This is a genomic window from Neotabrizicola paludis (assembly GCF_044142105.1).
GTDB lineage: Bacteria > Pseudomonadota > Alphaproteobacteria > Rhodobacterales > Rhodobacteraceae > Pseudogemmobacter.
On sequence record NZ_JBGTYM010000001.1, the window covers coordinates 1006874 to 1030647 of the forward strand.

General features: G+C 67.4%; 24 protein-coding genes. 13 read left to right on the plus strand and 11 right to left on the minus strand.

Annotated features, from left to right (window positions below; all coding sequences use genetic code 11):
• Positions 1-3: 3 nt before the first annotated feature.
• The 4 genes from ccmB to dksA form a co-directional block, all read right to left on the minus strand.
• On the minus strand, positions 4-660 hold the full coding sequence (ccmB, locus tag ACED67_RS04920) for a heme exporter protein CcmB (protein ID WP_395540415.1): 657 nt from the start codon (positions 658-660) through the stop codon (positions 4-6).
• Complete coding sequence (gene ccmA / locus ACED67_RS04925; RefSeq protein WP_395540416.1) at positions 657-1286, minus strand: heme ABC exporter ATP-binding protein CcmA; 630 nt, start codon at positions 1284-1286, stop codon at positions 657-659. The genes ccmB and ccmA overlap by 4 nt, the downstream gene beginning before the upstream one ends.
• Positions 1287-1337: 51 nt before the next feature.
• On the minus strand, positions 1338-2519 hold the full coding sequence (locus ACED67_RS04930) for an FAD-dependent monooxygenase (protein WP_395540417.1): 1182 nt from the start codon (positions 2517-2519) through the stop codon (positions 1338-1340).
• A gap of 101 nt (positions 2520-2620) precedes the next feature.
• Complete coding sequence (dksA, locus tag ACED67_RS04935) at positions 2621-3043, minus strand: RNA polymerase-binding protein DksA (protein ID WP_395540475.1); 423 nt, start codon at positions 3041-3043, stop codon at positions 2621-2623.
• Between the two features lie 173 nt (positions 3044-3216).
• On the opposite strand from dksA, the gene ACED67_RS04940 reads away from it, so the two are divergent.
• From ACED67_RS04940 to ACED67_RS04960, 5 genes are all read left to right on the plus strand, one after another.
• Positions 3217-4056, plus strand: coding sequence for an AAA family ATPase (locus ACED67_RS04940; protein WP_395540418.1), 840 nt, complete (start codon positions 3217-3219; stop codon positions 4054-4056).
• Between the two features lie 583 nt (positions 4057-4639).
• The gene (locus tag ACED67_RS04945) at positions 4640-6040 is read left to right on the plus strand and encodes a DUF2927 domain-containing protein (RefSeq protein ID WP_395540419.1); all 1401 of its coding nucleotides are present in this window, start codon (positions 4640-4642) and stop codon (positions 6038-6040) included.
• A 38-nt stretch (positions 6041-6078) separates the two neighbouring features.
• Positions 6079-6249, plus strand: coding sequence for a hypothetical protein (locus tag ACED67_RS04950; protein WP_395540420.1), 171 nt, complete (start codon positions 6079-6081; stop codon positions 6247-6249).
• Positions 6250-6277: 28 nt separating this feature from the next.
• The gene (locus ACED67_RS04955; RefSeq protein ID WP_395540421.1) at positions 6278-7459 is read left to right on the plus strand and encodes a vWA domain-containing protein; all 1182 of its coding nucleotides are present in this window, start codon (positions 6278-6280) and stop codon (positions 7457-7459) included.
• Between the two features lie 114 nt (positions 7460-7573).
• Positions 7574-8269: a M48 family metallopeptidase gene (locus ACED67_RS04960; RefSeq protein ID WP_395540476.1), complete on the plus strand. Its 696-nt coding sequence runs from the start codon at positions 7574-7576 to the stop codon at positions 8267-8269.
• Positions 8270-8309: 40 nt separating this feature from the next.
• On the opposite strand, the gene ACED67_RS04965 is transcribed toward ACED67_RS04960, so the two are convergent.
• The 4 genes from ACED67_RS04965 to ACED67_RS04980 all read right to left on the minus strand — a co-directional run bounded on the left by ACED67_RS04965 (position 8310) and on the right by ACED67_RS04980 (position 11689).
• Positions 8310-8933: a PEP-CTERM sorting domain-containing protein gene (locus ACED67_RS04965; protein WP_395540422.1), complete on the minus strand. Its 624-nt coding sequence runs from the start codon at positions 8931-8933 to the stop codon at positions 8310-8312.
• Positions 8934-9151: 218 nt separating this feature from the next.
• Positions 9152-9733: an RSP_2648 family PIN domain-containing protein gene (locus ACED67_RS04970; protein WP_395540423.1), complete on the minus strand. Its 582-nt coding sequence runs from the start codon at positions 9731-9733 to the stop codon at positions 9152-9154.
• Positions 9730-10965, minus strand: coding sequence for an RSP_2647 family RNA methyltransferase (locus ACED67_RS04975; protein WP_395540424.1), 1236 nt, complete (start codon positions 10963-10965; stop codon positions 9730-9732). Before ACED67_RS04975 ends, ACED67_RS04970 begins: the two co-directional genes overlap by 4 nt.
• 37 nt (positions 10966-11002) lie before the next feature.
• Positions 11003-11689 carry a DUF6778 family protein gene (locus tag ACED67_RS04980; protein WP_395540425.1) on the minus strand — a complete coding sequence of 229 codons (687 nt, stop codon included), beginning with the start codon at positions 11687-11689 and terminating at the stop codon, positions 11003-11005.
• 267 nt (positions 11690-11956) lie between these two features.
• Between ACED67_RS04980 and edd the strand changes: the two genes are divergently transcribed.
• From edd to ACED67_RS04995, 3 genes are all read left to right on the plus strand, one after another.
• The gene (edd, locus tag ACED67_RS04985; RefSeq protein ID WP_395540426.1) at positions 11957-13762 is read left to right on the plus strand and encodes a phosphogluconate dehydratase; all 1806 of its coding nucleotides are present in this window, start codon (positions 11957-11959) and stop codon (positions 13760-13762) included.
• A gap of 104 nt (positions 13763-13866) precedes the next feature.
• Complete coding sequence (gene eda, locus ACED67_RS04990) at positions 13867-14508, plus strand: bifunctional 4-hydroxy-2-oxoglutarate aldolase/2-dehydro-3-deoxy-phosphogluconate aldolase (RefSeq protein ID WP_395540427.1); 642 nt, start codon at positions 13867-13869, stop codon at positions 14506-14508.
• Positions 14509-14806: 298 nt separating this feature from the next.
• Positions 14807-15271 carry a VOC family protein gene (locus ACED67_RS04995; protein WP_395540428.1) on the plus strand — a complete coding sequence of 155 codons (465 nt, stop codon included), beginning with the start codon at positions 14807-14809 and terminating at the stop codon, positions 15269-15271.
• On the opposite strand, the gene ACED67_RS05000 is transcribed toward ACED67_RS04995, so the two are convergent.
• Together ACED67_RS05000 and ACED67_RS05005 are read right to left on the minus strand one after the other, a co-directional pair.
• Complete coding sequence (locus tag ACED67_RS05000) at positions 15268-15546, minus strand: hypothetical protein (RefSeq protein ID WP_395540429.1); 279 nt, start codon at positions 15544-15546, stop codon at positions 15268-15270. The two genes, ACED67_RS04995 and ACED67_RS05000, sit on opposite strands and share 4 nt — an antisense overlap.
• 20 nt (positions 15547-15566) lie before the next feature.
• Positions 15567-18350: a [protein-PII] uridylyltransferase family protein gene (locus ACED67_RS05005; protein WP_395540430.1), complete on the minus strand. Its 2784-nt coding sequence runs from the start codon at positions 18348-18350 to the stop codon at positions 15567-15569.
• Positions 18351-18472: 122 nt separating this feature from the next.
• Between ACED67_RS05005 and ACED67_RS05010 the strand changes: the two genes are divergently transcribed.
• The 5 genes from ACED67_RS05010 to ACED67_RS05030 all read left to right on the plus strand — a co-directional run bounded on the left by ACED67_RS05010 (position 18473) and on the right by ACED67_RS05030 (position 23364).
• Positions 18473-18946, plus strand: a complete 474-nt coding sequence (locus tag ACED67_RS05010) for a YbaK/EbsC family protein (protein WP_395540431.1) — start codon at positions 18473-18475, stop codon at positions 18944-18946.
• 153 nt (positions 18947-19099) lie between these two features.
• Complete coding sequence (locus tag ACED67_RS05015) at positions 19100-19690, plus strand: DUF2852 domain-containing protein (protein ID WP_395540432.1); 591 nt, start codon at positions 19100-19102, stop codon at positions 19688-19690.
• A 129-nt stretch (positions 19691-19819) separates the two neighbouring features.
• Entirely contained in the window at positions 19820-20656 is an 837-nt protein-coding gene (locus ACED67_RS05020; protein ID WP_395540433.1) for an arginyltransferase, read from the plus strand.
• 297 nt (positions 20657-20953) lie between these two features.
• On the plus strand, positions 20954-21562 hold the full coding sequence (locus ACED67_RS05025) for a TRAP transporter small permease subunit (RefSeq protein ID WP_395540434.1): 609 nt from the start codon (positions 20954-20956) through the stop codon (positions 21560-21562).
• Complete coding sequence (locus tag ACED67_RS05030) at positions 21559-23364, plus strand: TRAP transporter large permease (RefSeq protein WP_395540435.1); 1806 nt, start codon at positions 21559-21561, stop codon at positions 23362-23364. The genes ACED67_RS05025 and ACED67_RS05030 overlap by 4 nt, the downstream gene beginning before the upstream one ends.
• A 106-nt stretch (positions 23365-23470) precedes the next feature.
• Here ACED67_RS05030 and ACED67_RS05035 read toward each other — a convergent pair.
• A partial coding sequence (locus ACED67_RS05035) for an integrase core domain-containing protein (RefSeq protein ID WP_395540436.1) occupies positions 23471-23774 on the minus strand: 304 nt, incomplete at its 5' end.

Here is a 23774-nt window from a genome sequence, read left to right on the forward strand (position 1 = left end):
GCATCAGCGCAGGTTGACGCGGATTGCCGCAGCCGCCGCGAATGGAAGCAGCGCCAGCACCCCGGCCGTGATGCCCGCCAGCAACGCAAGGGGCGTGGCAACCGCCATCCCCGCCGCGCCGCGCCGCACCACTTCGGCCCCGTAGATCAGGGTCGGCATGTACAGCGGCAGCACCAGGAGCGACATCAAGAGCCCGCCCCGCTTCAGCCCCACCACCAGCGCCGCGCCGAAGGCGCCGATCACCGACAGCGCCGGGGTTCCCAGCGCCAGCGACAGCACCAGCCAGCCATAGCCCGCCGCCGGCAGGTTCAGCAGCAGCGCCAGCACCGGCGCGATCAGCGTCAGCGGCAGTCCCGTCACCAGCCAATGCGCCAGCGCCTTGACCGCCACCGCCCCCTCCATCGGCAGGGGCGACGTTGCCAGAAGATCCAGCGAGCCATCTTCGAAATCCAGCGCGAAGATTCGGTCCAGCGACAGAAGACAGGCCAGAAGCGCGCCCACCCACAGGATCCCCGGCGCGATCTTCGCCAGGGTCGCGCCCTCGGGCCCGACGCCCAGGGGCACCAGCACCGCGATCAGCAGGAAGAAGGCAAGGCCAAGGCCAAAGCCGCCGCCCGCGCGGAAGGCCAGCCGCAGATCGCGGATCAGAAGCGCGATCATGTGAAGGCCTCATCGAAGCCGCCCGCGACAAAGGCCCGCTTGCGCGCCTTGAAGGGGGCAAGGTCCAGCACCGCCGCCTCCTTCAGCCCAAGATCGATATGTGTGGCGATCAACGCCATGCCGCCCCCGGCCAGATGCCCTCGCAGCACCCCGGCGAACAGCGCCACCGACGCCGCGTCCAGCGACACGGTCGGTTCGTCCAGCACCCAGAGCGGCCGGTCCGAGACCAGCAGACGTGCGAGGCCCAGCCGCCGCTTCTGCCCGGCCGAGAGGTTCGCCGCCGGGCGCCGCGCCAGCGCGGTCAGGTTCATCCGCTCCAGCGCCGCCGTCACCGCCGCCGCCCCGGTCCCGAAGACCGAAGCCCAGAAGATCAGGTTCTCCGAAACGGTCAGCATGGCCTTCAACCCGTCGGCATGGCTGGCATAGGCAAGGCATTCAGGCGGCATCGCGATTTCGCCCGCGACAGGCGCTTGCAGCCCGGCAAGCGTGCGCAGAAGCGTGGTCTTGCCCACGCCATTCGGCCCGCGCAGGATCAGCGCCTGCCCAGGCAAAAGCCGCAGGCTGACCCCGTCCAGCACGGTGATGCCGCCGCGTGCCACGGCAAGATCGCGGATCTCCAACTCCATGCCCGCAGCCCTAGCCGAAAGCGGATCGGCGCAAAAGCCGCAAATGCCGCCTCACGCCCGCGTCACATCCTGCCCGTAGATCCAGTCGAAACGCGACAGCGCCAGACCCGGCGCCACCTGTCCCCCCAGCCGCAGCCCCAGATGCGCCAGCCCGCGCAGCGGCCCGCGCAGATGATAGGCTCGCGCATTGCGGTTCGCCGCCTCGACAATGGCCGCGCAACGCGGCGCGCGCGCCGCTTGCCACCGGGCCAGCGCCCCGGCCATCTCCCCCTCGTCCAGCGCCTTGGCCAGCGTCCAGGCATCTTCCAGCGCCATATTCGCGCCCTGCGCCAGGAAGGGCAGCGTCGGATGCGCCGCATCGCCCAGGATCGCCACCGCCCCTTCGGGCATCGCGCGATGCCAGGTCCGGGCGACCTTGTGCCGGAACAGGCCCCAAAGCCAGACATCCTCGACCTGATCCAACCAGCCGCGCACCCTTGGCCCGAAATCCTCGAAGGCCAGCTTCAGCTCCATCGGATCGTCGCGCAGCGACCAGCCCTCCTCGACCCAGCGCCGCCGCTCTTCGACCGCAACGATGTTGCGCAGCGTCCCGCCGCGCAGCGGATAGCTGACCAGATGCTTGCCCGGCCCCATATGCACTTCGGCCACGGCTGCCGCGCCAGGCTCGCAGGGCACCAGCGCGCGCCAGGCCACTTGATGGGTGAAGAAGGGCGCGACCTTGCCATTCATCGCCTCGCGCGTGGGGGAATGCAGCCCGTCGGCGCCGATCAATATCGCGGCCTCGACCTCTGCCCCCGTCGCCATGGTGATCCGCGGCCTTGGCCCGGACAGATCGACCCCCGCCGCCTTCTGCAACAGGCGGATCTCCACCCCCGCCGCCCGCGCGCCCTCAAGAAGAAGCGCGATCAGATCGGCGCGATGGGTGAAATGATAGCCCTGTTCGGGCCGCAGCTTCGCCACCTCAAGCCGGGTCACCAGCCGCCCGTCCAACCCATCGCGCAATTCCACCGCCTCGGCCCGGATCGAGGCCGCCTCGAGCGCCGCGCCCAGCCCCAGCGCCTTCAGAACCGCCGCGCCATTGGGCGAGACCTGCAATCCCGCGCCGACCTCGCGGATGGCATCGGTCTGGTCCAGAAGCGTGACACGCGCCCCGCGCAGCGCAAGCGCCCGCGCCAGGGCCAGGCCTGCAACCCCCGCGCCCAGAATCGTGACCGGCTGGTCCCTGCAAGCCATCGCCATTCTCCCGCAACAAGAACGCCGGACCCTTGCGGTGCCCGGCGTCACTTTGACCCTGCCCTGAACGAAGCCGCAAGCCCCCGGCCCAGGGGATAAAATCAGTCGTCGCGATGCACCTTTTCACGGCGCTCGTGCTTTTCCTGCGCCTCAAGCGTCATCGTCGCGATCGGCCGCGCATCCAGCCGCTTCAGGCTGATCGGCTCGCCGGTCATCTCGCAATAGCCGTATTCGCCATTCTCGATCCGCCGCAGCGCGGCATCGATTTTCGAGATCAGCTTGCGCTGACGATCCCGGGTGCGCAGCTCCAGCGCCCGATCGGTTTCCTCGCTCGCGCGATCCGCCAGATCGGGAACGTTGCGGGCGCTTTCGGTAAGGTTGTCCAGCGTCTCTGCGCTCTGGTCGATCAGTTCCTGCTTCCAGATGATCAGCTTGCGACGGAAATATTCAAGCTGCCTGTCGTTCATGAAGGGCTCGTCCTCGGCGGGACGATAATCATCTGGCAGGAAAACTTCGGCCTTCATCGCAGCTTTCTCCAATTTGCCGGCAGGCGCCGACAGGTGGGCTTCTGTCATGGGCGCGCTCCTGTTAGCCGGGCGTATAGACCCTGCGCCGGCGATTGTCACTAGCGGTTGCGACAATTTGTTCGCACCAGTAGGGTCCGCCTGGCCCCTGGAAACACAGTGTTGATGACACAATGAAATTCGCCTCGACCGAGACCTATGTCGCCCCGCCCGACCTGACGCTTGCCGTCAATGCCGCCGTCACGCTGGAGCGCCCCTTGCTGGTCAAGGGCGAGCCCGGCACCGGCAAGACCGAGCTGGCCCGCCAGGTGGCGCAGGGCCTTGGGATGCCCCTGATTGAATGGCATGTGAAGTCCACAACCAAGGCCCAGCAGGGTCTTTACGAATATGATGCGGTCAGCCGGCTGCGCGACAGCCAGCTGGGCGATGCCCGTGTCCATGACGTCTCGAACTACATCCGCAGGGGCAAGCTTTGGCAGGCCTTCGCCGCGCCCGAGCGGGTGGTCCTCCTGATCGACGAGATCGACAAGGCCGATATCGAGTTTCCGAACGATCTGTTGCAGGAACTCGACCGAATGGAGTTTCATGTCTACGAGACGGGCGAGACTGTGCGCGCGCAGCATCGCCCCGTGGTCATCATCACATCGAATAATGAGAAGGATCTGCCCGACGCCTTCTTGCGCCGCTGCTTCTTCCACTACATCCGCTTCCCTGATGCCGAGACCCTTGCCGCCATCGTGCGGGTGCATTTCCCGGGGCTGAAGGAACGCCTTCTCGCCGCCGCCCTGGCCGAGTTTTTCGAGCTGCGCGAGACGCCCGGTCTGAAGAAGAAGCCCTCGACCTCCGAGATGCTCGACTGGCTGAAACTGATCCTCGCCGAGGATCTCCAGCCCGAGGATCTCAAGCGCGATCCGCGCCAGATCCTGCCCCGGCTGCATGGTGCGCTGCTGAAGAACGAACAGGATATCCAGCTTTTCGAGCGCCTGGCCTTCATGGCACGCGGCCAGCGCTAGGCGCGAATCGGCTGATCAGACGAGGGGTTCAGCGTCGAACTTCATGCAAAACACTCACGGAATGCCATTTTCATGAAATAATCAGAAACTTTTCGCGATCACGAAGCGCATATCTGGGTGTCGCGCGGCCGCGACCCGCGACACCTAGAAAACCTTACACCGTCAAGATCACGCGCAATTGACAGTTGTGCCGTCCTTCCGGGAAATGGGGGCAAGGTCAGGCTGCTCTGACCTGTTTCACGGACTTGAAGATGATCGACGGCCTTGCCCCAACCCGCCTTCCGGCCCGGTCGCACCCGGTCGCCGCGCAGGCCATGGCCAAGACGCCGCATACCGTGACCCATTCCCCGCGCGTGCCCCGCAGGCCGCTGCGGGCATCCCGCGTCTCCGCCCGGCAGGTCCCCGGTGCGGCTTCGGGCGCCGTCTTTCCCTGGGGCACCACGTCTGCTCGCCCCCTTGGACAGCCGGGGCCAGGCGCTGTTGCGGACCATGGCACAACCCGGGCGAAGGAGGATGCGGGGGCATCTGCCTTCGTCCGGGCCGCCACCCCCCTCGTCTTCCGCATGAAAGCTGCTGACCCGCCATGCGACATTCCCTTCAAGGGGCCGCCGCGGCCCTGCTGACCCTCGCCCTCGCGGGCTGCCTTGCCGCCCCCGCGACCCAGGTCACCAAGGCCCGCCCCGGCGGTTCCTCCGGCTCGGAGGCGGGCTTCACCGCCCCCCTCGCCCTTGACCTTCTGCCCCTCGCAGCCCCTGTCAGCCCGCGGCATGGCGATGCCGAAATGGCCGCCAGCTTCATGGAGCTGACGTTCAGCATGGAGACGGGCCGTGCGCTTGATCATTTCAGCCGCTTTGAAGGCCCCGTCACCATCGCGCTGACCGGGGCCGTGCCCGCCACCGCGGCGGCCGACCTTGACCGCGTCATCGCCCGTCTGCGTGGCGAGGCCGGCATCGACATCTCGCGCACCACCGCCCCCGGCGCTTCGATCACCGTGGAATTCACCCCGCGCGCAACCCTGCGCCGCCTTGCCCCGACCGCCGCCTGTTTCGTCGTGCCGAATGTCGTCTCGCTGGCCGAGTTCCGCCGCCAGCGCGGCAGCGATGCGCTGGACTGGGCCCAGGTGGTCGAGCGCCGTCAGGTCGCGATCTTCGCCCCCTCCGATGCCAGCGCACAAGAGGTCCGCGATTGCCTGCATGAAGAGGTCGCCCAGGCGCTTGGTCCGCTGAATGACCTCTATCGCCTCTCGGACAGCGTCTTCAACGACGACAATTTCAACTCGGTCCTCACGCCCTTTGACATGACGATCCTGCGCGCCACCTATGCGCCGGACCTGCGCTCGGGCATGAGCCGGGCTCAGGTCCAGGCCCTGATCGGCCCGATCATGGCGCGGGTGAACGGCGCCGGGCCGGGCTTTGGCGGGGCCGATACCTCGCCCACGCCGAGCGCCTGGATCGCCGCGATCGAAACCGCCATCACCACTGGTGGCCCGCAGGCCTCGCGCCGCGCCGCCGCCGAACGCGCGCTGGCGCTGGCCCGGGCCCAGGGCTGGCAGGACGCCCGTCTCGCCTTCAGCCATTTCGCCCTGGCCCGCCTCTATGTCGGGGCCGATCGCGACCGCGCCCTGGCCGAATTTGCCCAGGCCGCCCAAATCTATGCCAGCCTGCCCGGCGGCGCGATCCATGTCGCCCATATCGACATGCAGCTTGCGGCCATGGCCGTCGCCGCGGGCCAACCCGACCGGGCGATCCAACTGGCCGACCGCGCCATTCCCGCGATCCGCGCCGCCCAGAACCAGGCGCTGCTCGCCACCGTCCTTCTGATCAAGGCCGAGGCGCTGGACATGCTGGGCCTTGGCGCGCAGGCCCAGGCCGTCCGGGTGGACAGTGCCAGCGCCGCGCGCTATGGCTTCGGCACCGAGGCGCAGGTGCGCGCGCGCCAGCGCGAGATCAGTGCCCTTGGCGGGCAATGGCCGCCGCGGGGCTGATCCGCCCCGGGCCGCCAAAGGAACCTGGTGGGCAAGAGATGATCGTGATCGGCGGCTTCGGCCTTGGGGCCATTCTGGGCGCATTGACCGCACGGCGGCGCGGCGGCAAAGCCGCCGACATGGCGCAATATGCCGCCGCCTATGGCATCGCCTTCGCGCTTCTGGGCCTGTTCCTGACCATCGCCATCGCCCGCGGCAGCGCGCCGTGATCGCCGCCTGAGCCGCAGCGGAGGGCGCATGTTCCTTCCCTTTTTCGAAGCGCTGCGCCGCGAAGGCGTGCCGGTCTCGCCCCGCGAATTCCTTGCCTTTCTCGAAGCTCTCGCCGCGGGCCTGCCCGGCACCGATCCCGAGGCTTTCTATCACCTGGGCCGGCTTGCTCTGGTCAAGGACGAACGCCATCTCGACCGGTACGACCGCGCCTTTTCCGCCGCCTTTTCTGGACTGGAAAGCCTGACCGAAGCGCAGGTGCTCGAAGCGCTCGACCTGCCCGCCGACTGGCTGGCCAAGCTGGCGGAAAAGCACCTGTCGGCAGAAGAAAAGGCTGCGATCCAGGCGCTTGGCGGGTTCGACAAGCTGATGGAGACGTTGCGGCAAAGGCTGGCCGAACAGCAAGGCCGCCATCAGGGCGGCAGCAAATGGATCGGGACCGCCGGCACCTCGCCCTTCGGCGCCTATGGCTATAACCCCGAAGGCATCCGCATCGGCCAGCACGAAAGCCGCCACAAGCGCGCGGTCAAGGTCTGGGACCGGCGCGAATTCCGCGATCTCGACGACCGGGTCGAGATCAACACCCGCAGCCTCAAGCTTGCCCTGCGCGCGCTGCGCCGCTGGGCGCGCGAAGGCGCCGCTGAAGAGCTGGATCTGGACGAGACCATCCGCGCCACCGCCCGCCAGGGCTGGCTGGATGTCGCCACGCGCCCCGAACGCCGCAACGCGGTGAAAGTGCTGCTGTTCCTCGATATCGGCGGCAGCATGGATCCGCATGCCCGCATCATGGAAGAGCTGTTCTCTGCCGCCCGCAGCGAATTCCGCCATCTGGAAGTCTGGTATTTCCACAACTGTCTTTACGAAGGCGTGTGGCGCGAGAATGCCCGGCGCTGGCAGGGCCAGACCCCCACCTGGGATCTGTTGCGCAGCCATGGCGGCGACTGGCGGGCGATCTTCGTCGGCGACGCCGCCATGTCGCCCTATGAGATCACCCATCCCGGCGGCGCGGTGGAACACTGGAACCGCGAACCCGGCCAGACCTGGCTGACCCGCGCAACGGCGCAATGGCCGCATCACCTCTGGATCAACCCCGAACCCGAGCGCTATTGGGACCAGACGCAATCGACCCGGCTGATCCGCGGCATTTTCGCGAACCGCATGGTGCCCATGACGGCCGAGGGCATCGCCCGTGGCATCAAGGAATTGCGCTGAGGTATAACTTTCCGTCGAAAAGACAGCCGAAGCGGGTCTTTACGACGGAAAGTTCTGCAGCTAGCGGCATCCGGGCTTGGCGGCAGGCGGCGCCAGGCCCATATTCGCGCGATGCTGATCCGCCTTCTGCCCTTCCTTGCCCTCATCGCCTATGCCTTTCTCGCCATGCGCTTTTCCGTCTGGCGCACCAAGCGGATGCTGGCCGAGAAGTCGCAACCGTTGACCGACCCCGCGATCACCCGCCTTGCCGACCGCATGGCAAGCGCGCTCGACATTCCGAAGATCACCGTCAATGTGCTGGATACCGATCCGGTCAACGGCCTTGCCGGTCCCGATGGCCGCATCTACCTGACACGTGGCTTCGTCGCCAAGAAGATGCAGGGCGAGGTCACGCCCGAAGAGCTGGCTTCCGTCATCGCGCATGAGATGGGCCATGTCGCCTTGGGCCATATGCGGCGGCGCATGATCGACTTCACCGGCCAGAACGCCGTCTTCGTGCTGCTCGCGGCCTTTCTTGGCCGTTTCATCCCAATCATCGGCCCGATGCTGGCCAACACGCTGTCTTCGGCCCTGATGGCCCGCCTGTCGCGTCGCGACGAGTTTGAGGCCGACGCCTATGCCACCGCCCTTCTGATCAAGTCCGGCATCGGCACCGGACCGCAGAAAAGCCTGTTCCGCAAGCTTGACGCCATGACCGGCAACCGCGCCGCAGGCGCCCCGGCCTGGCTTCTCAGCCACCCCGGCACTGCCGACCGCATCGCCGCGATCGAAGCGAATGAAAGAAAATGGCTGGCCCCCCGCTTGGAGTGACCAGCCATTCCGATTTCAGAAACCTTGCCTCGCAGCGGGATCAGGCGGCTTTGCGGCGGCGGGCAAAGCCCAGCAAACCCAGGGCGCCCAGAAGCAGGCCACCGGCGGCGGGCACCGGCACAGGCGCGGGGGCCGTCTCGATCACCACCGATTTCAGCAGCGGGCCGATATTGTCGCCGCCGGCGGTCGAGAACGAAAGACGCGTGCCCTCCGCACCGACGGTGATGCCGAAGAAATCAAGGCCAAACGAGTTCTGGTTGACCACTTCGTTCCAGGCCAGCGTCACGGTGCGGACCACGCTGCCGAAAGCGATCGTCAGTTCGTCCGTGCCACCGCGCAGGTTGCCGGTCAGCTGGAACAGCACGTTATAGGTGCCCGGCCCCAGCAGGAACGACGAGAACACGCCGGCATTGCCGGTCGAGCCGTCCAGGTCGACACAGCTTCCGCTGGCGCCCAGGCACAGGTTCGACCATGAATCGCCGGCCGCCAGATAATCCACGGTGCCGTCGGTCGTGAACCACCTGCCGCCGAAGACGGAATCCGGCGCGTTCAGCACGGTCGAGCTGCCATAGCCCGAGAAATCGTCGATCAGGACAATGGCGGAATGGGCAGGCGCGGCGGCCGAAAGCGCGGCGGCGACGGCCAGAGGGGCAAACAGTTTCATTCGGAAAACTACCTCATCGGGGGGTTGTGCGGGCAGGATGGATAACCCGGCGGAATTTGCAAACGATTATCTGGTTAACGTGGCAATTTCATGTCATTTTTTTCCCGGCTCTGCACGGCAGTGCCCGGACATCCGGGTCATTGTACACAGCTAAGAAACAACCTTAAGGAAATGTGGTTTTTTCAGGGCGCGCCGCCGGTCAGCCCGCGCTGATTCCGTCAAAACCCTGTCCCTGGCGATCCTCGACGGGCGGTGATTCCCCCGGCCAGCGCCTTGGCCAGCCGGAACAGCCGCACCCGCTTGAGAAGCGGCTTCAGCGCCACCTCCTGGCCCGAGATCGCCTCGGCCCGCGCCCGCACCTCTTCTACCACCGTCGCCATCACCGCCGGATGGCGCGACTGCATCTCCCAAAGGAAACCGTCAGGGTCGCGCCGCACAAGGCCCTCTTCGGCCAGAACATGGCCTGGAAAATCCTGCGCATTGAAGGTTACGATCGCATCGGCATGGCCCGCGATCGCGGTCGCCAGCACATGCACATCCTGCGGATCGGGCAGCAGAAGCCGCGCCTCGATGCCCGGCTGCACCGCCACCCGACCGCGCGGAAAGGCCGCCCGGAACAGCGCCGCCTCGCCTTCGGCCACCACCATGGCCCCCGGCCCCAGCTTGCCCGCCGAATGGGTCCATTCACCCAGGATGCGGTCCGACCAGATCGGCTCATACAGCCCCGCCGCCGCCGCGCCTTGCAGGATCTCGCGCAGCACGGTCGGAAACAGCACGCAGGCGTCGAGAACCGCCTTCATCCGTCCAGCCGGAAGGCCAGCGCCTTGAGATAGCTCGATTCCGCAAGCTGCGGCAGCACCGGATGGTCGGGACCGGCAAAGCCGGTATGGATCACCTGCCCGCGCCGCCCGCCCCGCCCGATCCCGCGCGCGCTGGCATTGCGGAAGGACGACAGATCCGCCGCATGGGAACAGGAACAGAGGACCAGATATCCGCCGGGCGCGACCAGGGGCGCCGCCAGCCGGGCGATCCGCTCATAGGCGCGCAGGCCCGCCTCCAGGGCGGGCTTCGCGGGCGCGAAGGCCGGCGGATCGCAGATCACCAGATCGAAGCGCGCGCCTTCCGCGCCCAGGGCCTCCAGCGCCGCGAAGGCATCGCCCTGCCGCGTCGCGAAGCAGTCGCCATGGCCCGAGGCTTTCGCCCCCGCCTCGGCCAGCGCCAGCGCCGCCGCACTGGCATCCACCGCCAGCGCGCTTGCCGCCCCCCCGGCCAGCGCGGCAAGGGCAAAGCCACCGACATGGGTAAAGACATCCAGCACCCGCGCCCCGCGCGCCAGCCTCGCGGCAAAGGCGTGGTTCTCGCGCTGGTCGTAGAAAAGCCCGGTCTTCTGCCCGCCCATCAGGTCGGCCATATAGGTTGCGCCGTTCATCGGCACCGCCAGCGGCCCTTCCGGCGCCGGGCCCAGCACCACCGCCATCTCTTCGGCCAGACCTTCCAGCCCGCGCGCCCGGCCCGCGCCGTTCTTGATCACGGTCGTCACGCCCGCCACCGCCGCCAGCGCCGCGACCAGCGCGTCAAGATGCGCCTCAGCCCAGGCCGCATTGGGCTGCACCACCGCCACATCGCCGAAGCGGTCGATCACCACACCGGGCAGGCCATCGGCCTCGGCATGGACCAGCCTGTAGAAGGGCGCGGCATAGAGCCGGTCGCGCAGGGCCAGCGCGCGCGCCACCCGGGCCGCGAACCAGGCCTGATCCACCACCGCGCCAGGGTCGCGGTCCAGCATCCGGCAGATGATCTTCGACGCGGGATTGACCGTCACCAGCCCCAGCGGGCGGCGCTCGGCATCTTCCAGCACCGCCAGCGCGCCCGCCTCAAGACCCTGCGTGCGCCGGTCCATGACCAGCTCATCGGCATAGACCCAGGGGAAACCATGCCGTATCGCGCGGGCCTCGGCCTTGGGGCGCAGACGAACGACGGGGCGGCCATGCGGGGCCGCGGCGGGGGCGGATGGGGAAAGGGAGGGCTCCATGCCCTCCCATACCTCAGCCCCGTGCGGGCGAAAAGCCTTACTGGACGACCGGCAGCGCCGGATCGGCCAGCCCCTGCGCGGCCATGCCCAGCACGGCCGGATCGACGTTCAGCACCTCAAGCTCGCGCCGGATCACCGTGGCCAGCTTCTCGGTGATCACATGTTTCTGCGTGATGCCCGCGGCATCTTCGGCAACGGCGCGCTGGCCGCCATGGGCCTTCACATCCGCCGTTACTTTGCGCGGCCCCGCCAGCACCGCCCCGGTCGCCGCATCGCGGATCGTCAGGGTGAAGGCCAGCGAATGCACGCCCCCCACCGTGTAGCGCGTCTTGTCGGTGACACAATGGAAGCGCGTCACCTCGATCTCGGCCACCACGGGCAAGCCATGGGTCAGGGGCGCGATCGCGGGCGGAATCGCCGCGGCATAGATCGCCTCGATCTGGGCATAGCGGTCGCCGCGCGGATCGCCGCGCCAGACGATATCGGCCAGCGGATAGAAGATCTCCGCCTCGCTGACCTTCAGGCTGCGCGGCACGCTGACCTTTACATCCATCACATGCAGCGGAACCGCCACTTTCTGAACGCCATGGCTGGGCTTGCCGCCACCTGCCGTGGCCAGCACCATGCCATCGCTTGGCCCAGGCCGGCTGTCGGTCCTGGGAGAGACACAGGCCGCCAGCATCGCCACCAGCCCAAGGGAAATCGCCATTCGCAGCCCGCGCATCGCATCCTCCGTTCCGCCCGAAGCCGCCGGGGCCTCGGGTCGCTTGATCCGACGAATGCCCTTCAAATGCGGCAGATTTGGGCTGCAATTCGGTCGCGCAGGCGGTATCTTCGGGCACGGACAGGGCCTTTCCACTTTGGGCACAGCCCGGGCAGACCCTGCCGCTTCAGCTATTGTTAGCGCTAACACATCCTGCTAGACTGACGCCCATCCCAAAGTCGCGCGCGCCGCCCCGCGCCTGTCGCGCGCCCCCGAAAGAGCGAGGACATGACCCTCCATCCGACCATCGCCCGCGTCACCGACCGCATCCGCGCCCGCTCGGAATCGACCCGCGGCCTGTATCTTTCCCGCATGCGCGCCGCCGCCGCGGCAGGCCCCGTCCGCGCGCATCTGTCCTGCGGCAACCAGGCCCATGCCTATGCCGCCATGACCGCCGACAAGGCGGCGCTTGCCGAAGGCCGCAGCCCGAATATCGGCATCGTCACCGCCTATAATGACATGCTCTCGGCCCATCAGCCCTATGAGCATTACCCCCAGTTGATCCGCGACGCCGCCCGCCGCGCCGGCGCCACCGCCCAGGTCGCGGGCGGCGTGCCCGCCATGTGCGATGGCGTGACCCAGGGCCAGCCCGGCATGGAACTGTCGCTCTTCTCGCGCGACGTGATCGCGCTCGCCGCCGGTGTCGCCCTGTCGCACAATTGCTTTGACGCCGCGCTTTACCTTGGCGTCTGCGACAAGATCGTCCCTGGCCTGATCATGGCCGCCGCCACCTTCGGCCATATCCCGGCAGTCTTCATCCCTGCCGGCCCCATGCCCTCAGGCATCCCGAATGACGAGAAATCCAGGGTCCGCAACGCATTCGCCGAAGGCAAGGCCACAAGGGCCGAGCTGATGGCGGCGGAAATGGCCAGCTATCACGGCCCCGGCACCTGCACCTTCTACGGCACCGCCAACACCAACCAGATGCTGATGGAGGTCATGGGCCTGCACTTGCCTGGCGCCAGTTTCGTCAATCCCGGCACTCCCTTGCGCGAGGCGCTGACCGAAGCCGCCGCCACCCGGGCCGCCCAGATCACCGCGCTTGGCAATGATTATCGCCCCGCGGGCGAGATCCTGGACGAACGCGCCTATGTGAATGGCATCGTCGGGCTGATGGCGACAGGCGGTTCGACCAACCTCGTGCTGCACCTGCCCGCCATGGCCCGCGCCTCGGGCGTGCTTCTCGACCTTGCCGATTTCGACGAACTGTCACAGGCGGTGCCGCTGATGGCCAAGGTCTATCCCAATGGCCTGGCCGACGTGAACCATTTCCACGCCGCCGGGGGGCTGCAATACCTCATCGGCCAATTGCTCGATGCGGGCCTCTTGCACGAAGACGCCAAGACCGTCGCGGGCGATGGCCTCGCCCCCTACCGCCAGGAACCGACCCTTCAGGACGGCCGCCTCGCCTGGACGCCCGGCCCGACCGAGACCCTGAACGACAAGGTCCTGCGCCCCGCCGCCGCGCCCTTTGCCGCCACGGGCGGCTTGCGCCATCTCTCGGGCAATCTGGGCCGCGGCGTCATCAAGGTCTCCGCCGTGGCGCCCGAACGCCACATCATCGAAGCCCCGGCCCGAATCTTCGCCAGTCAGGACGCGGTGAAAGCCGCCTTCAAGGCGGGCGAAATCACCAGCGACACCGTGGTCGTCGTCCGCTTCCAGGGGCCTAGCGCCAATGGGATGCCGGAACTGCATTCCCTCACCCCGATCCTTTCGGTGTTGCAAGACCGCGGCCTGAAAGTCGCCCTTGTCACCGATGGCCGCATGTCCGGCGCCAGCGGAAAGGTGCCCGCCGCCATCCATGTCTGCCCCGAAGCGGCAGCGGGCGGCCCGCTTGCCCGGCTTCAGGATGGCGACATCCTGCGCCTCGACGCCTCCGCCGGGACGTTGGCCTGCCTCACCACCGGCTTCGAGACCCGGCCCGCCGCGAAACCCGACCTCTCCGGCAACAGCCAGGGTATCGGTCGCGAACTCTTCGCGGCCTTCCGGGCCCATGTCGGCGCGCCCGATACCGGCGCCGCCGTGGTCGTCTGAAGTCCCCGGCGCCAGGCGAAAGGGCCCTGTCCCTTCCTGTTGGCGTCACATATTCCCGCCGGAAGCCCCGCCTTCCGCCCGCCCGCGCTTTACAGGACAGTCCCATGACCCCCGCCCAGCAATCTGCCGAAGCTCTCAAGATCTGCCGCCTCGCCCCGGTGGTTCCCGTCCTGATCGTCGAAGATCTGGCGCATGCCCGTCCGCTGGCCGAGGCGCTGGTCACAGGTGGTCTGCCCGCGCTCGAGGTCACCTTGCGCACCCCTTGCGCGCTCGACGCGATCCGGGCCATGGCCGATGTGCCGGGCGGTGTCGTGGGCGCGGGCACGCTGCTGACGGCCGCCGATGTGAAGGCCGCGAAAAAGGCCGGGGCGCGCTTCGGCGTCTCGCCCGGCTCCTCGCCCGCGATCATCCAGGCCTGTCAGGATGAGGGCCTGCCGCTGCTGCCCGGCGCGGTGACCGCAACCGAGATCATGGCCCTTCTGGAACAGGGCTACACCGTGCAGAAGTTTTTCCCGGCCGAGCAATCGGGCGGCGCCGCCTTCCTGAAATCCATCGGTTCGCCCATCCCCCAGGTCAGCTTCTGCCCCACCGGCGGCGTCAGCCTGAAGAACGCGCCCGATTACCTGTCGCTGAAGAACATCCTCTGCGTCGGCGGCAGCTGGGTCGCGCCGAAAGAGGCGATGGTCCGGGGAGACTGGGCCGCGATCACCACACTCGCCGCCGAAGCCGCCCGCCTGCGCGCCTGATCCGATCCCGATCGCCGCGCGGCAAGCGCGCCGGACATCGCGTCACCTCCGCCCTCGCGCCGGGGGGGTGACCCATCCATCACCCCCCGATTCGCCCTTCCTGGTTAACGCCCGCGCAGCCCCGGCGCGGAAGACGTTCGGAAGACAATCGGAAGACGTTGGAAAGACGATCCGCTTGTGGCGATCTCCCGAATTAATCGTGCGTCTCCAATCTCTTGCCCGCAGTGCCCCGGATTTCCCGCGCCATCCCCGCCCCCCAGGCGTACTCTGCGCAAATGCCATCAACGCGAGGCCCCAGATGACCGCGCCTTCCGTCCAGACCTGCCTGTGGTTCAATGACAAGGCCGAAGAGGCCGCCCGCTTCTATTGCGGCCTGATCCCCGGCGCGCAGATCCTGCACATCTTTCCCAACCGCGCCGATCCCGCCCGCGCCTTTCAGGTCCAGCTCAGCCTCGCAGGCCAGCGCTTCACCTTCCTCAACGGTGGCCCGCATTACACCCTCGGCCCCGCCGCCTCGATCGAGATCCATCTCGACACCCAGCCAGAGCTTGACCGGATCTGGGGCGCGCTTCTCGATGGCGGCAGCGCGATGCGCTGCGGCTGGCTGACCGACCGTTTCGGCGTAAGCTGGCAGATCCTGCCGCGCAGCCTCTTCACGCTTCTGCAAACCCGCGATGCGGCCCAGGCCGATCGCGTGCTCAAGGCCATGATGCAAATGGTAAAACTCGACGGACCCGCGCTCGAGGCCGCCGCGCGTGGCTAGCTTTCGGCGCCGCGCATCCGCCCGGCCCGTCCGCCCCGGCGTCCGGCGGGCGGCGGCGCGCGCAGCCCCTCTTCCAGCACCGCGTTCATCGGATGGCCCGGCGCTCCCGCGGCATATTCCGCCAGCAGGGCCCGCAGGGCATCGGCCACCACCACACCCGGCGCCAGGCTCAAAGCCCAGTCGACAAAGATCGACCGGCATTCACCCAGCGTGATCCCCTCGATCCGGTAGCTTTCGCGCACCAACCCCTTGGGATCGGCCAGTTTCAGTTCCACGGCCCGTCTCCCCATGCCCGTCACCCCGGCCCAAGCTGGCGCAGGATCGCCGCTTCGGCAAGGCCCGCCGCCGACACAATGGCCTCTGCCAGCGCCGTCGCGCTGGCCACCCCTGCCTCGCGCAGCACGAAAGCCCGGCCGCCCTCGCCCAGGGCGTCCGGCTCCAGCCGCCGCGCGCCCAGCAGACGCCCGGCGCATTGCACCCGCCACAGCAGCCGATAGGCCTCGAGCAAGGTCTCGCGGTCCTCTTGCGGCATCAAGGACTTGCCCGCCGCAAGCTGCATTTCGACCGCCCGCGCCGGACTGCCCGAGATCAGCGCCATCAGCTCGGCGCAAAGCTCGATATCCATGATCCGGCCCGGGCCGTTCTTGGCCTCCCACGGACCTTCCGCCGGTTTCGCCGCCGCAAGCCGCGCCCGCATCTCGGCCAGATCGCCGCGCACCTTCGCGCCCTTGCCCTTTTCGGCCACCAGACCCCGCCGCAGCGCCTCGACCTCGGCAGCCAGTCCCGGCTCGCCCGCCATGACCCGGGCACGGGTCAGCGCCAGATGCTCCCAGGTCCAGGCCTCTTCCTCCTGATAGCCCCGCCAGCCTTCCAGCGAGGTCGCCACCGCCCCCGCCCGCCCCGAAGGGCGCAGCCGCACATCCACTTCGTAAAGCCGCCCCTCCGCCGTCTGCGCCGACAGAGCCGTGACCACCGCCTGCATCAGCCGCGCGTAATAGGCCCGCGTCGCCAGGGGCTTGGCCCCTTCGGACATGTCCACACCCGCCGCGTCATAGATCAGGATCAGGTCCAGATCGCTTTCAGCGTTCAGCCGCCCCGCCCCCAGGCTGCCCATGCCCAGCAGGATCGCACCCCGCCCCGGCAAATCCCCGTGCCGCCGGGCGAATTCCGCCGTCACGCAGGGCCAGAGCCCCGCAACCACCGCCTCGGCCAGATCGGCATAGCACTTTCCCGCCTCGAACCCGTCAATCAGCCCGCGCAGGTGATGAACCCCGACGCGGAAATGCCATTCCTTCATCCAGCGCCGCGCGGCGTCGAGCTGCTTCTCGTAATCCCCCGCCGCCGCCAGCACCCGCGCCAGCGCCGCGCCCAGCCCCGCCTTGCCGGGCCAGGCCTCCCAGAACGTGCCGCCGATCACCGCATCGAGCACCGCGGCATTGCGGCTCAGATGCCGCGCCAGCGCAGGGGCCGTGCCGGCAATGTCGATGATCAGATCGACCAGCGCCGGATTGGCCTCGAAGAGCGAGAAGATCTGCACCCCGGCCGGCAACCCGGCCAGAAACCCATCCAGCGCCACCAGCGCCTCGTCCTCATTCGCCGCCCGCGCCAGCTTTTTCAGAAGCTGGGGCCGCAGCCGCCGGAAGATCTGTTGCGCGCGTTCCGAGCGCAGACAGGGATAGGACCGCCAACCCGCCACGATCGCCTTGGCATGATCCGACAGTTCCGGCCCTTCCTCGGCCGCGCCCGGCGCGAAGAAGCCTTCTGCCAGATGTTCGGTCCGCGACAGCCGCGCCAAAAGCCCCGCGCGGAACCCTTCCTCGCTTTCACCGCAAAAGGCCGCGATCCGCGCCACGCCCTCTTCGGTGGCGGGCATCACCTGGGTCTGGGCATCCATCACCATCTGCAAACGGTGCTCGACCTCGCGATGGCTACGATACAGCGCGGTCAGCTCCGCCGCGACATCGGGCGGAACCCAGCCCTTCGCCGCCAGGGCCGACAGGCCGCCAACCGTCGTTCGGTCACGCAAGCTGGCATCCCGACCCCCCGCGATCAGCTGGCGGGTCTGGGTGAAGAACTCGATCTCGCGAATTCCGCCCGGCCCGAGCTTCAGGTTCAACCCCTCGACCGCGCGCGGACCCGCGGCGCCCCAATGCAGGCCACGATGGTCACGGATGCGCAGGCGCATGTCATAAGCATCCTGAATCGCTGCGAAATCCAGATGCCGCCGCCAGACGAAAGGCGTGAGCGCCGCCAGGAACCGCCCGCCCGCCGCAAGGTCGCCCGCACAGGGCCGCGCCTTGATATAGGCGGCGCGCTCCCAGGTCCGGCCCTCGGCCTCGTAATAGGCCTCGGCCGCCGAAATCGACAGGCAGACCGGCGTCACCGCCGCATCGGGCCGCAGGCGCAGGTCGGTGCGGAAGACATAGCCCTGATCGGTCACATCCGACAAAAGCGCCGCCATCTTGCGGGTGACGCGGATGAAGGCCATGCGCGCCTCGCCCGCCTCATCGCCATAGCGGGCATCGTCGAACAGGCAGATCAGGTCGATGTCGCTGGAGTAATTCAGCTCTCCCGCGCCCATCTTGCCCATGGCCAGCACGACCATCCCCGCCGCCGTGGCGGCATCTTCTGGCACCACGCCCGGCAGCTTGCCGCGACGGATTTCCTCGGCGACCAGCCGTTGCAGGCTCAGATCGACCGCCCGGTCCGCCAGCGCCGTCAGGGCGCCCGTCACTTCTTCCAGCGCCCAGACGCCGCCCAGATCGGCCAGCGCCGCCAGAAGCGCCACCCGCCGTTTGGCCTGCCGCAGCCCCGGCCCCAAAGCCTCGCCCTGCGCCTTGGCCATGCCGTCCAGCACATCGGCCAAAGCCGTCTCGGGCGCCCCCGCCAGCGCCGCGCGCAGCCACGGTTCCTCGCGTGCCATCAAGCCTTTCAGGAAAGGCGAACAACCCGCCGTGGCGGCGAGAAGTCCGCTCAGTTCAGGGGAAAGATCGGCAAAGTCCCGGCGCGTATCGGCAGCGGCGCCGGCATCGAATGCGAGGGGCTGGCGGGTGAGGCGGGCGGCAAATGTGTCACTCATGGCCCGTGCATCCTGCCCCGGCCGCCCTGCCATGGTCAACGCGGCCCTTGCCCCTTGCCCTGCCGGTTCATCTTGGCCCAAATACCCCCGCCGGAGGCCCCGGCCTGACAACGGGACCAGTCATGTCGAAAAGCCTTGCCCGCGTCACCGCCGCACTTGAAGCCGCAGGCCTGCCCGGCCGCCCGGTCGAGATGGCGGCCGAAACCCGCACCGCCGCCGAGGCAGCCGCGGCGGCGGGCTGCGCGCTGGACCAGATCGTCAAGTCGATCCTCTTCCAGGGCAGCAGCGGACGGCTTTACCTTTTCCTCACCGCAGGCGGCAACCGCGTCGACTCCGCCGCCGCCTCGGCCCTGGCTGGCGAGCCGCTGGGCCGCGCCGACGGGACCACCGTACGCTCGGTTACCGGTTTTGCCATCGGCGGTGTTGCACCCTTGGGCCACCTGACCCCAAGCCCGGTCTGGATGGACCCGCGCCTTTTCGATTTCACAACCGTCTGGGCCGCCGCCGGAACGCCGCGCCACATTTTCCCGGCCGATCCGCAGGCGCTTTGTGTTGCATCGGGCGCGCAACGCGCAGCCTTCTGCGTCGCCGGATAGGCCAGACTCCGCCGCTCTGCACCCGCTGCCAGGCGCGCCGCGCGCAAAATGTGAATATTCTTTACATAGGGGCTTGAAAGGCCGCTTCCTCGCGCGCATCTTGCGTCATGTGAAAGACATTCACATGCAATCGCAGCAAGGGAGACACCGCTGATGCACTCGCCTTCCGTCGCCGCCCAAGGCAACCCCGCCGGAGCCGCCTATGGCGCCGGATCGGCCTATGCCCGCGGCCCCTATAGCGGCCCGCAACGCGGCCTGTTTTCCTGGCCGCGCCGCGCCGAAGCCTGGCTTGACCGCCGCGGCCGCAGCGCCTGGATCGCCGCCATGGTGCTGGGATTCATCTTCGCCTGGCCCGTCGGGCTTTTCCTTGTTTTCTACATCACCTGGACCCACCGCTGGAGCAATGAGATGTTCGGTCAATCCTGCCGCAGCCGCCGCCACATGACCCAGGACAGCGACCGCCATGGCCGCGGCTGGGGCCGCAATTGGCAGGCCTATTCCGCGGCCTTCCGCCCCTCGGGCAACGCGACCTTCGACAATTACAAGGCCGAAACCCTGCGTCGCCTGGAAGAGGAACAGGAAGCCTTTGAAAGCTTCCTCCAGCGCCTGCGCGAAGCCAAGGACAAGAAGGAATTCGACGCCTTCATGGAAGACCGCGCCGCCCAGAGCGCCCGCAGCGGCGACGTGCCCCAGGACGTGACGCCCCCCGCCGGCCCGGAAGAGCCGCGCAAGGGCGAGTATTGATCCAGCGAAGGCCCCGGCCTTCCCGGCGCGCCCCTTGCGGGGCGCGCTTTTTTCTTGGCGCCGGAAGCAGGTTCTTGGCGGATCGCGAAGCTCTTGCTAGGCTGTCGCCGGATCCACATTCAGCCCCACATGCGCCACACCCTTCCCATCGCCCCGCAATTCTATGTGACGGCTCCGCAGGCCTGCCCCTATCTCGACGGGCGGACCGAACGGAAGCTGTTCACCGCCTTGCAGGGCGAGCATGCGCAGAAGCTGAATGACACCCTGTCGAAACAGGGCTTCCGCCGCAGCCAGAACGTCCTCTACCGCCCTTCCTGTGCGGAATGTTCGGCCTGCCTCTCGGCCCGCATCCGCGTCGCGGATTTCGTGCCGAACCGCAGCCAGAAGCGCATCCTCAAGCGCAACGCGGGCCTGCGGCGCAACGCCACCAGCCCCTGGGCCACCGAGGATCAGTTCCACCTCTTCCGCCGCTATCTGGACAGCCGCCATGCTGATGGCGGCATGGCCGACATGGACATCTTCGAATTTGCCGCGATGATCGAGGAAACACCGATCAAATCCCGCGTCATCGAATATACCAGGCCCGCGCGCGAGGGCGAGCGGGGCCGCCCCCTCGCCGCCGTCTGCCTGACCGATGTCTTCGATGACGGACTTTCGATGGTCTACAGTTTCTACGACCCCGATATGGCGGCGCAAAGCCTGGGCACCTATGTCATCCTCGACCATGTCGCCATCGCACGCGAGGCTGGCTTGCCCTATGTCTACCTTGGCTACTGGGTGCCCGGCAGCCGCAAGATGGGCTATAAGTCCGGCTTCTCGGCCGTCGAGATCTACAAGGCCGGCCAATGGCAAGATCTGGGCGATCCCGCCCGCCATCGCGCCGAACTGCATCCGCTTTCGGTCGATCCGATCGCCGAACAGGTGGCGCGTATTTCCCTGCCCGAAGCGCGCGGCACACAGGAATGACCGCTCTCGCGTGCGCGGGGCCGAGTCAGCCGTGAGCCGCCGCCCTGGCACAGCCAGTTGACCGCTTTCGCCTTGTGCATTTTCCAGCCGCGGCTGCCCGCGCGGCCGCCGCTTCCGTAGCGTCACCCGGAAAATCTTCCTGAATCTTGGGGCTTAAGCTGGACTCTCCCGAAAAAAGTTGGATTTTCCGCGCCGAATTTGTTTCAGTTGACGCAACCGGCATGGACCGGATAATTGGGCAAGTTTTCTTACCACTTGCGACAGGCCGGATCTAACCGGCCACAGGGAGGGGAGTTTATGCAACCACTTCTGGCGCTTTCGCGCCTGATCGATCGTATCAACACGATCATTGGAAAGGCGGTGATGTGGCTCATCCTTGCCTCGATCATCATCTCGGCAGGCAATGCCATCGTCCGCAAATTCGCGCCGCAGTTTTCGTCCAACGCCTGGCTTGAGGCGCAATGGTATCTGTTCGGCGCGGCCTTCATGGGCGCCGCCGCCTACACGCTGGCCCAGAACGAGCATATCCGCATCGACATTTTCTACGGCACGCGCACCAGGCGGACGCAGCACTGGATTGACCTGTTCGGCCATCTCGTCTTCCTGCTGCCCTTCGTCGTGCTGATGACCTGGATGCTGGTGCCGTATACTTTGCAGGCCTACCGGATCGGGCAGGTCTCGACCAATGCCGGTGGCCTGATCATCTGGCCCGCCCGCGCCGTCCTGGCGGCGGGGTTCTTCCTTTTGGTGCTTCAGGGCATTTCCGAGGTCATCAAGAAGATCGCGGTCATGCAGGGCCTGATCGAAGATCCGCATCCCTTCGTCTCGGCGCATGAGGCCGCTGAACTGGAAGGGGCAGAACTGGCAAAGACCGTGGCCGAACTGAATGAAGGTGACCGCAAATGATGGAACTCATCGCGCAGAGCATGGCGCCGATCATGTTCGCCTCGCTGGTGGTGTTCCTGCTCCTGGGCTACCCTGTCGCGTTTTCCCTGGCCGCCAACGGCCTTCTATTCTTTGCCATCGCCGTCTGGCTGGCCCCCTATTCCGAACGCACGATCACGCTGGACTGGCCGCTTCTTTACACGATGCCACAGCGGCTCTGGGGGGTGATGTCGAACGAGATCTATCTCGCCATCCCCTTCTTCACATTCATGGGGATCGTGCTGGAAAGGTCCGGCATGGCCGAGGACCTTCTGGACACGATCGGCCAGCTGTTCGGCCCGATCCGGGGCGGTCTTGCCTATGCGGTGATCATCGTGGGCGCGGTTCTGGCCGCCACCACGGGCGTCGTCGCCGCAAGCGTGATCGCCATGGGCCTGATCTCGCTGCCGATCATGCTGCGCTACGGCTATGACCGCCGCATCGCCTCGGGCACCATCGCCGCCGCGGGCACGCTGGCGCAGATCATCCCGCCCTCGCTGGTGCTGATCGTGCTGGCCGACCAGCTCGGCCGGTCGGTGGGCGACATGTACAAGGGGGCGATGATCCCCGGCCTGGTCCTGACCGGGCTGTACATGTTGTACATCTTCATCATCTCGATCGTGCGGCCGCATTGGGTGCCGGCGCTGCCGCCCGAGGCGCGGACGCTGGGTTCAGGCGTAATGTCGCTTTTCGTGGCCCTGATCGCCTGCTTCGGGATCGGCTATGGGGCCCATGTCTGGCTATACCCGACCCATGGCGCGGATGCCGATATCCTGGGTGCCGCGGTGGGGATTCTGGCGATCTATGCCTGGGCGGTGATCGACAAGAACTTCAAGATCAACACCATGTCGCGGCTGGCGCAGCAGGTCATCATCGTGCTGATCCCGCCGCTCGCGCTGATCTTCCTGGTGCTGGGCACCATCTTCCTCGGCATCGCCACCCCCACCGAGGGCGGCGCGATGGGCGCGGTCGGTGCCATGCTGCTGGCGGCGATGAAGGGGCGGCTCAACATGGCCGTCATCACCCAGGCGCTGGCCTCGACCACGCGGCTTTCGGCCTTCGTGATCTTCATCATCCTGGGCGCGCGGGTCTTCTCGCTTACCTTCTACGGCGTGAACGGCCATCTCTGGGTCGAGCATTTGCTGACCTCGCTGCCGGGCGGCCAACTGGGTTTCCTGATCGTCGTCTCGATCATGGTCTTCCTGCTGGCCTTCTTCCTCGATTTCTTCGAGCTGGCTTTCATCATCGTTCCCCTGCTCGTCGCGCCTGCGCAGACGCTGGGGATCGACCTGATCTGGTTCGGGGTGATCCTGGGCGTGAACATGCAGACCTCGTTCATGCACCCACCTTTCGGCTTTGCGCTGTTCTACCTGCGCTCGGTCGCGCCGCGGGGCACCTATGAGGACAAGGTCACCCGGCAGAAGATCGCTGGTGTCACGACGGGACAGATCTACTGGGGCGCCACGCCTTACGTGGTGATCCAGGTGATCATGGTCGGCGTGGTGATCGCCTTCCCACAGATGGTGATGCACTACAAGGGCGCGGTCGTCGATCCCTCGACCATCGAGATCAAGGTGCCGACACTGACGCCGATGGCCCCGGCCGGAACCACCACGGCCCCTGCCCCCGGCGGTTTGCCTGGCCTGCCTGGCCTTCCGAACCTCGGCGCGCCGACGGTGCCCGGCGGCGCCGCCGCCCCCGAAGGCGGCACGGCCCCGGTCGCCCCCACCCCGGGCGGGCTGCAAGGTGGTGCAACCCTGGCGCCCCCGGTGGTCAATCCCTGATCTGACCCGCCCGTCGCGCAAGACCTGCAAGGCCCGGCCCCCTGGGGACCGGGCCTTCGCCTTTTTCGGCAGCAGAGTGGACTTGCCCGGGTTTGGTGGAGAGCGTTTAGCTCATTTCCCGGGCCTTCCGCTCGAAGGCGATGGGGCTTTGGAAGCCGAGCGATGAATGTCGCCTGACGGGGTTATAGAACCCGTCGATGTATCTGGCGACGGCGTTTTTTGCCTGCTGGCGGGATTGCCAGGCGACCGGCCAGATCAGCTCCGACTTGATGGTTTTGAAGAACGTTTCCACCATCGAGTTGTCGTAGCAGGTCCCGCGCCCGCTCATTGAGGTCAGGATGCCGCGTTTGCGAAGCAGGGCCTGATAGTCGACCGAGCAGTATTGGGACCCGCGATCGGAATGATGGACC

What these genes read in the sequence shown, in the direction of transcription:
- ccmB (WP_395540415.1), bottom strand. Translation starts at nt 660, where the DNA reads ATGATCGCGCTTCTGATCCGCGATCTGCGGCTGGCCTTCCGCGCGGGC.
- ccmA (WP_395540416.1), bottom strand. Translation starts at nt 1,286, where the DNA reads ATGGAGTTGGAGATCCGCGATCTTGCCGTGGCACGCGGCGGCATCACC.
- ACED67_RS04930 (WP_395540417.1), bottom strand. Translation starts at nt 2,519, where the DNA reads ATGGCTTGCAGGGACCAGCCGGTCACGATTCTGGGCGCGGGGGTTGCA.
- dksA (WP_395540475.1), bottom strand. Translation starts at nt 3,043, where the DNA reads ATGAAGGCCGAAGTTTTCCTGCCAGATGATTATCGTCCCGCCGAGGAC.
- ACED67_RS04940 (WP_395540418.1), top strand. Translation starts at nt 3,217, where the DNA reads ATGAAATTCGCCTCGACCGAGACCTATGTCGCCCCGCCCGACCTGACG.
- ACED67_RS04945 (WP_395540419.1), top strand. Translation starts at nt 4,640, where the DNA reads ATGCGACATTCCCTTCAAGGGGCCGCCGCGGCCCTGCTGACCCTCGCC.
- ACED67_RS04950 (WP_395540420.1), top strand. Translation starts at nt 6,079, where the DNA reads ATGATCGTGATCGGCGGCTTCGGCCTTGGGGCCATTCTGGGCGCATTG.
- ACED67_RS04955 (WP_395540421.1), top strand. Translation starts at nt 6,278, where the DNA reads ATGTTCCTTCCCTTTTTCGAAGCGCTGCGCCGCGAAGGCGTGCCGGTC.
- ACED67_RS04965 (WP_395540422.1), bottom strand. Translation starts at nt 8,933, where the DNA reads ATGAAACTGTTTGCCCCTCTGGCCGTCGCCGCCGCGCTTTCGGCCGCC.
- ACED67_RS04970 (WP_395540423.1), bottom strand. Translation starts at nt 9,733, where the DNA reads ATGAAGGCGGTTCTCGACGCCTGCGTGCTGTTTCCGACCGTGCTGCGC.
- ACED67_RS04975 (WP_395540424.1), bottom strand. Translation starts at nt 10,965, where the DNA reads ATGGAGCCCTCCCTTTCCCCATCCGCCCCCGCCGCGGCCCCGCATGGC.
- ACED67_RS04980 (WP_395540425.1), bottom strand. Translation starts at nt 11,689, where the DNA reads ATGCGCGGGCTGCGAATGGCGATTTCCCTTGGGCTGGTGGCGATGCTG.
- edd (WP_395540426.1), top strand. Translation starts at nt 11,957, where the DNA reads ATGACCCTCCATCCGACCATCGCCCGCGTCACCGACCGCATCCGCGCC.
- eda (WP_395540427.1), top strand. Translation starts at nt 13,867, where the DNA reads ATGACCCCCGCCCAGCAATCTGCCGAAGCTCTCAAGATCTGCCGCCTC.
- ACED67_RS04995 (WP_395540428.1), top strand. Translation starts at nt 14,807, where the DNA reads ATGACCGCGCCTTCCGTCCAGACCTGCCTGTGGTTCAATGACAAGGCC.
- ACED67_RS05005 (WP_395540430.1), bottom strand. Translation starts at nt 18,350, where the DNA reads ATGAGTGACACATTTGCCGCCCGCCTCACCCGCCAGCCCCTCGCATTC.
- ACED67_RS05010 (WP_395540431.1), top strand. Translation starts at nt 18,473, where the DNA reads ATGTCGAAAAGCCTTGCCCGCGTCACCGCCGCACTTGAAGCCGCAGGC.
- ACED67_RS05015 (WP_395540432.1), top strand. Translation starts at nt 19,100, where the DNA reads ATGCACTCGCCTTCCGTCGCCGCCCAAGGCAACCCCGCCGGAGCCGCC.
- ACED67_RS05020 (WP_395540433.1), top strand. Translation starts at nt 19,820, where the DNA reads ATGCGCCACACCCTTCCCATCGCCCCGCAATTCTATGTGACGGCTCCG.
- ACED67_RS05025 (WP_395540434.1), top strand. Translation starts at nt 20,954, where the DNA reads ATGCAACCACTTCTGGCGCTTTCGCGCCTGATCGATCGTATCAACACG.
- ACED67_RS05030 (WP_395540435.1), top strand. Translation starts at nt 21,559, where the DNA reads ATGATGGAACTCATCGCGCAGAGCATGGCGCCGATCATGTTCGCCTCG.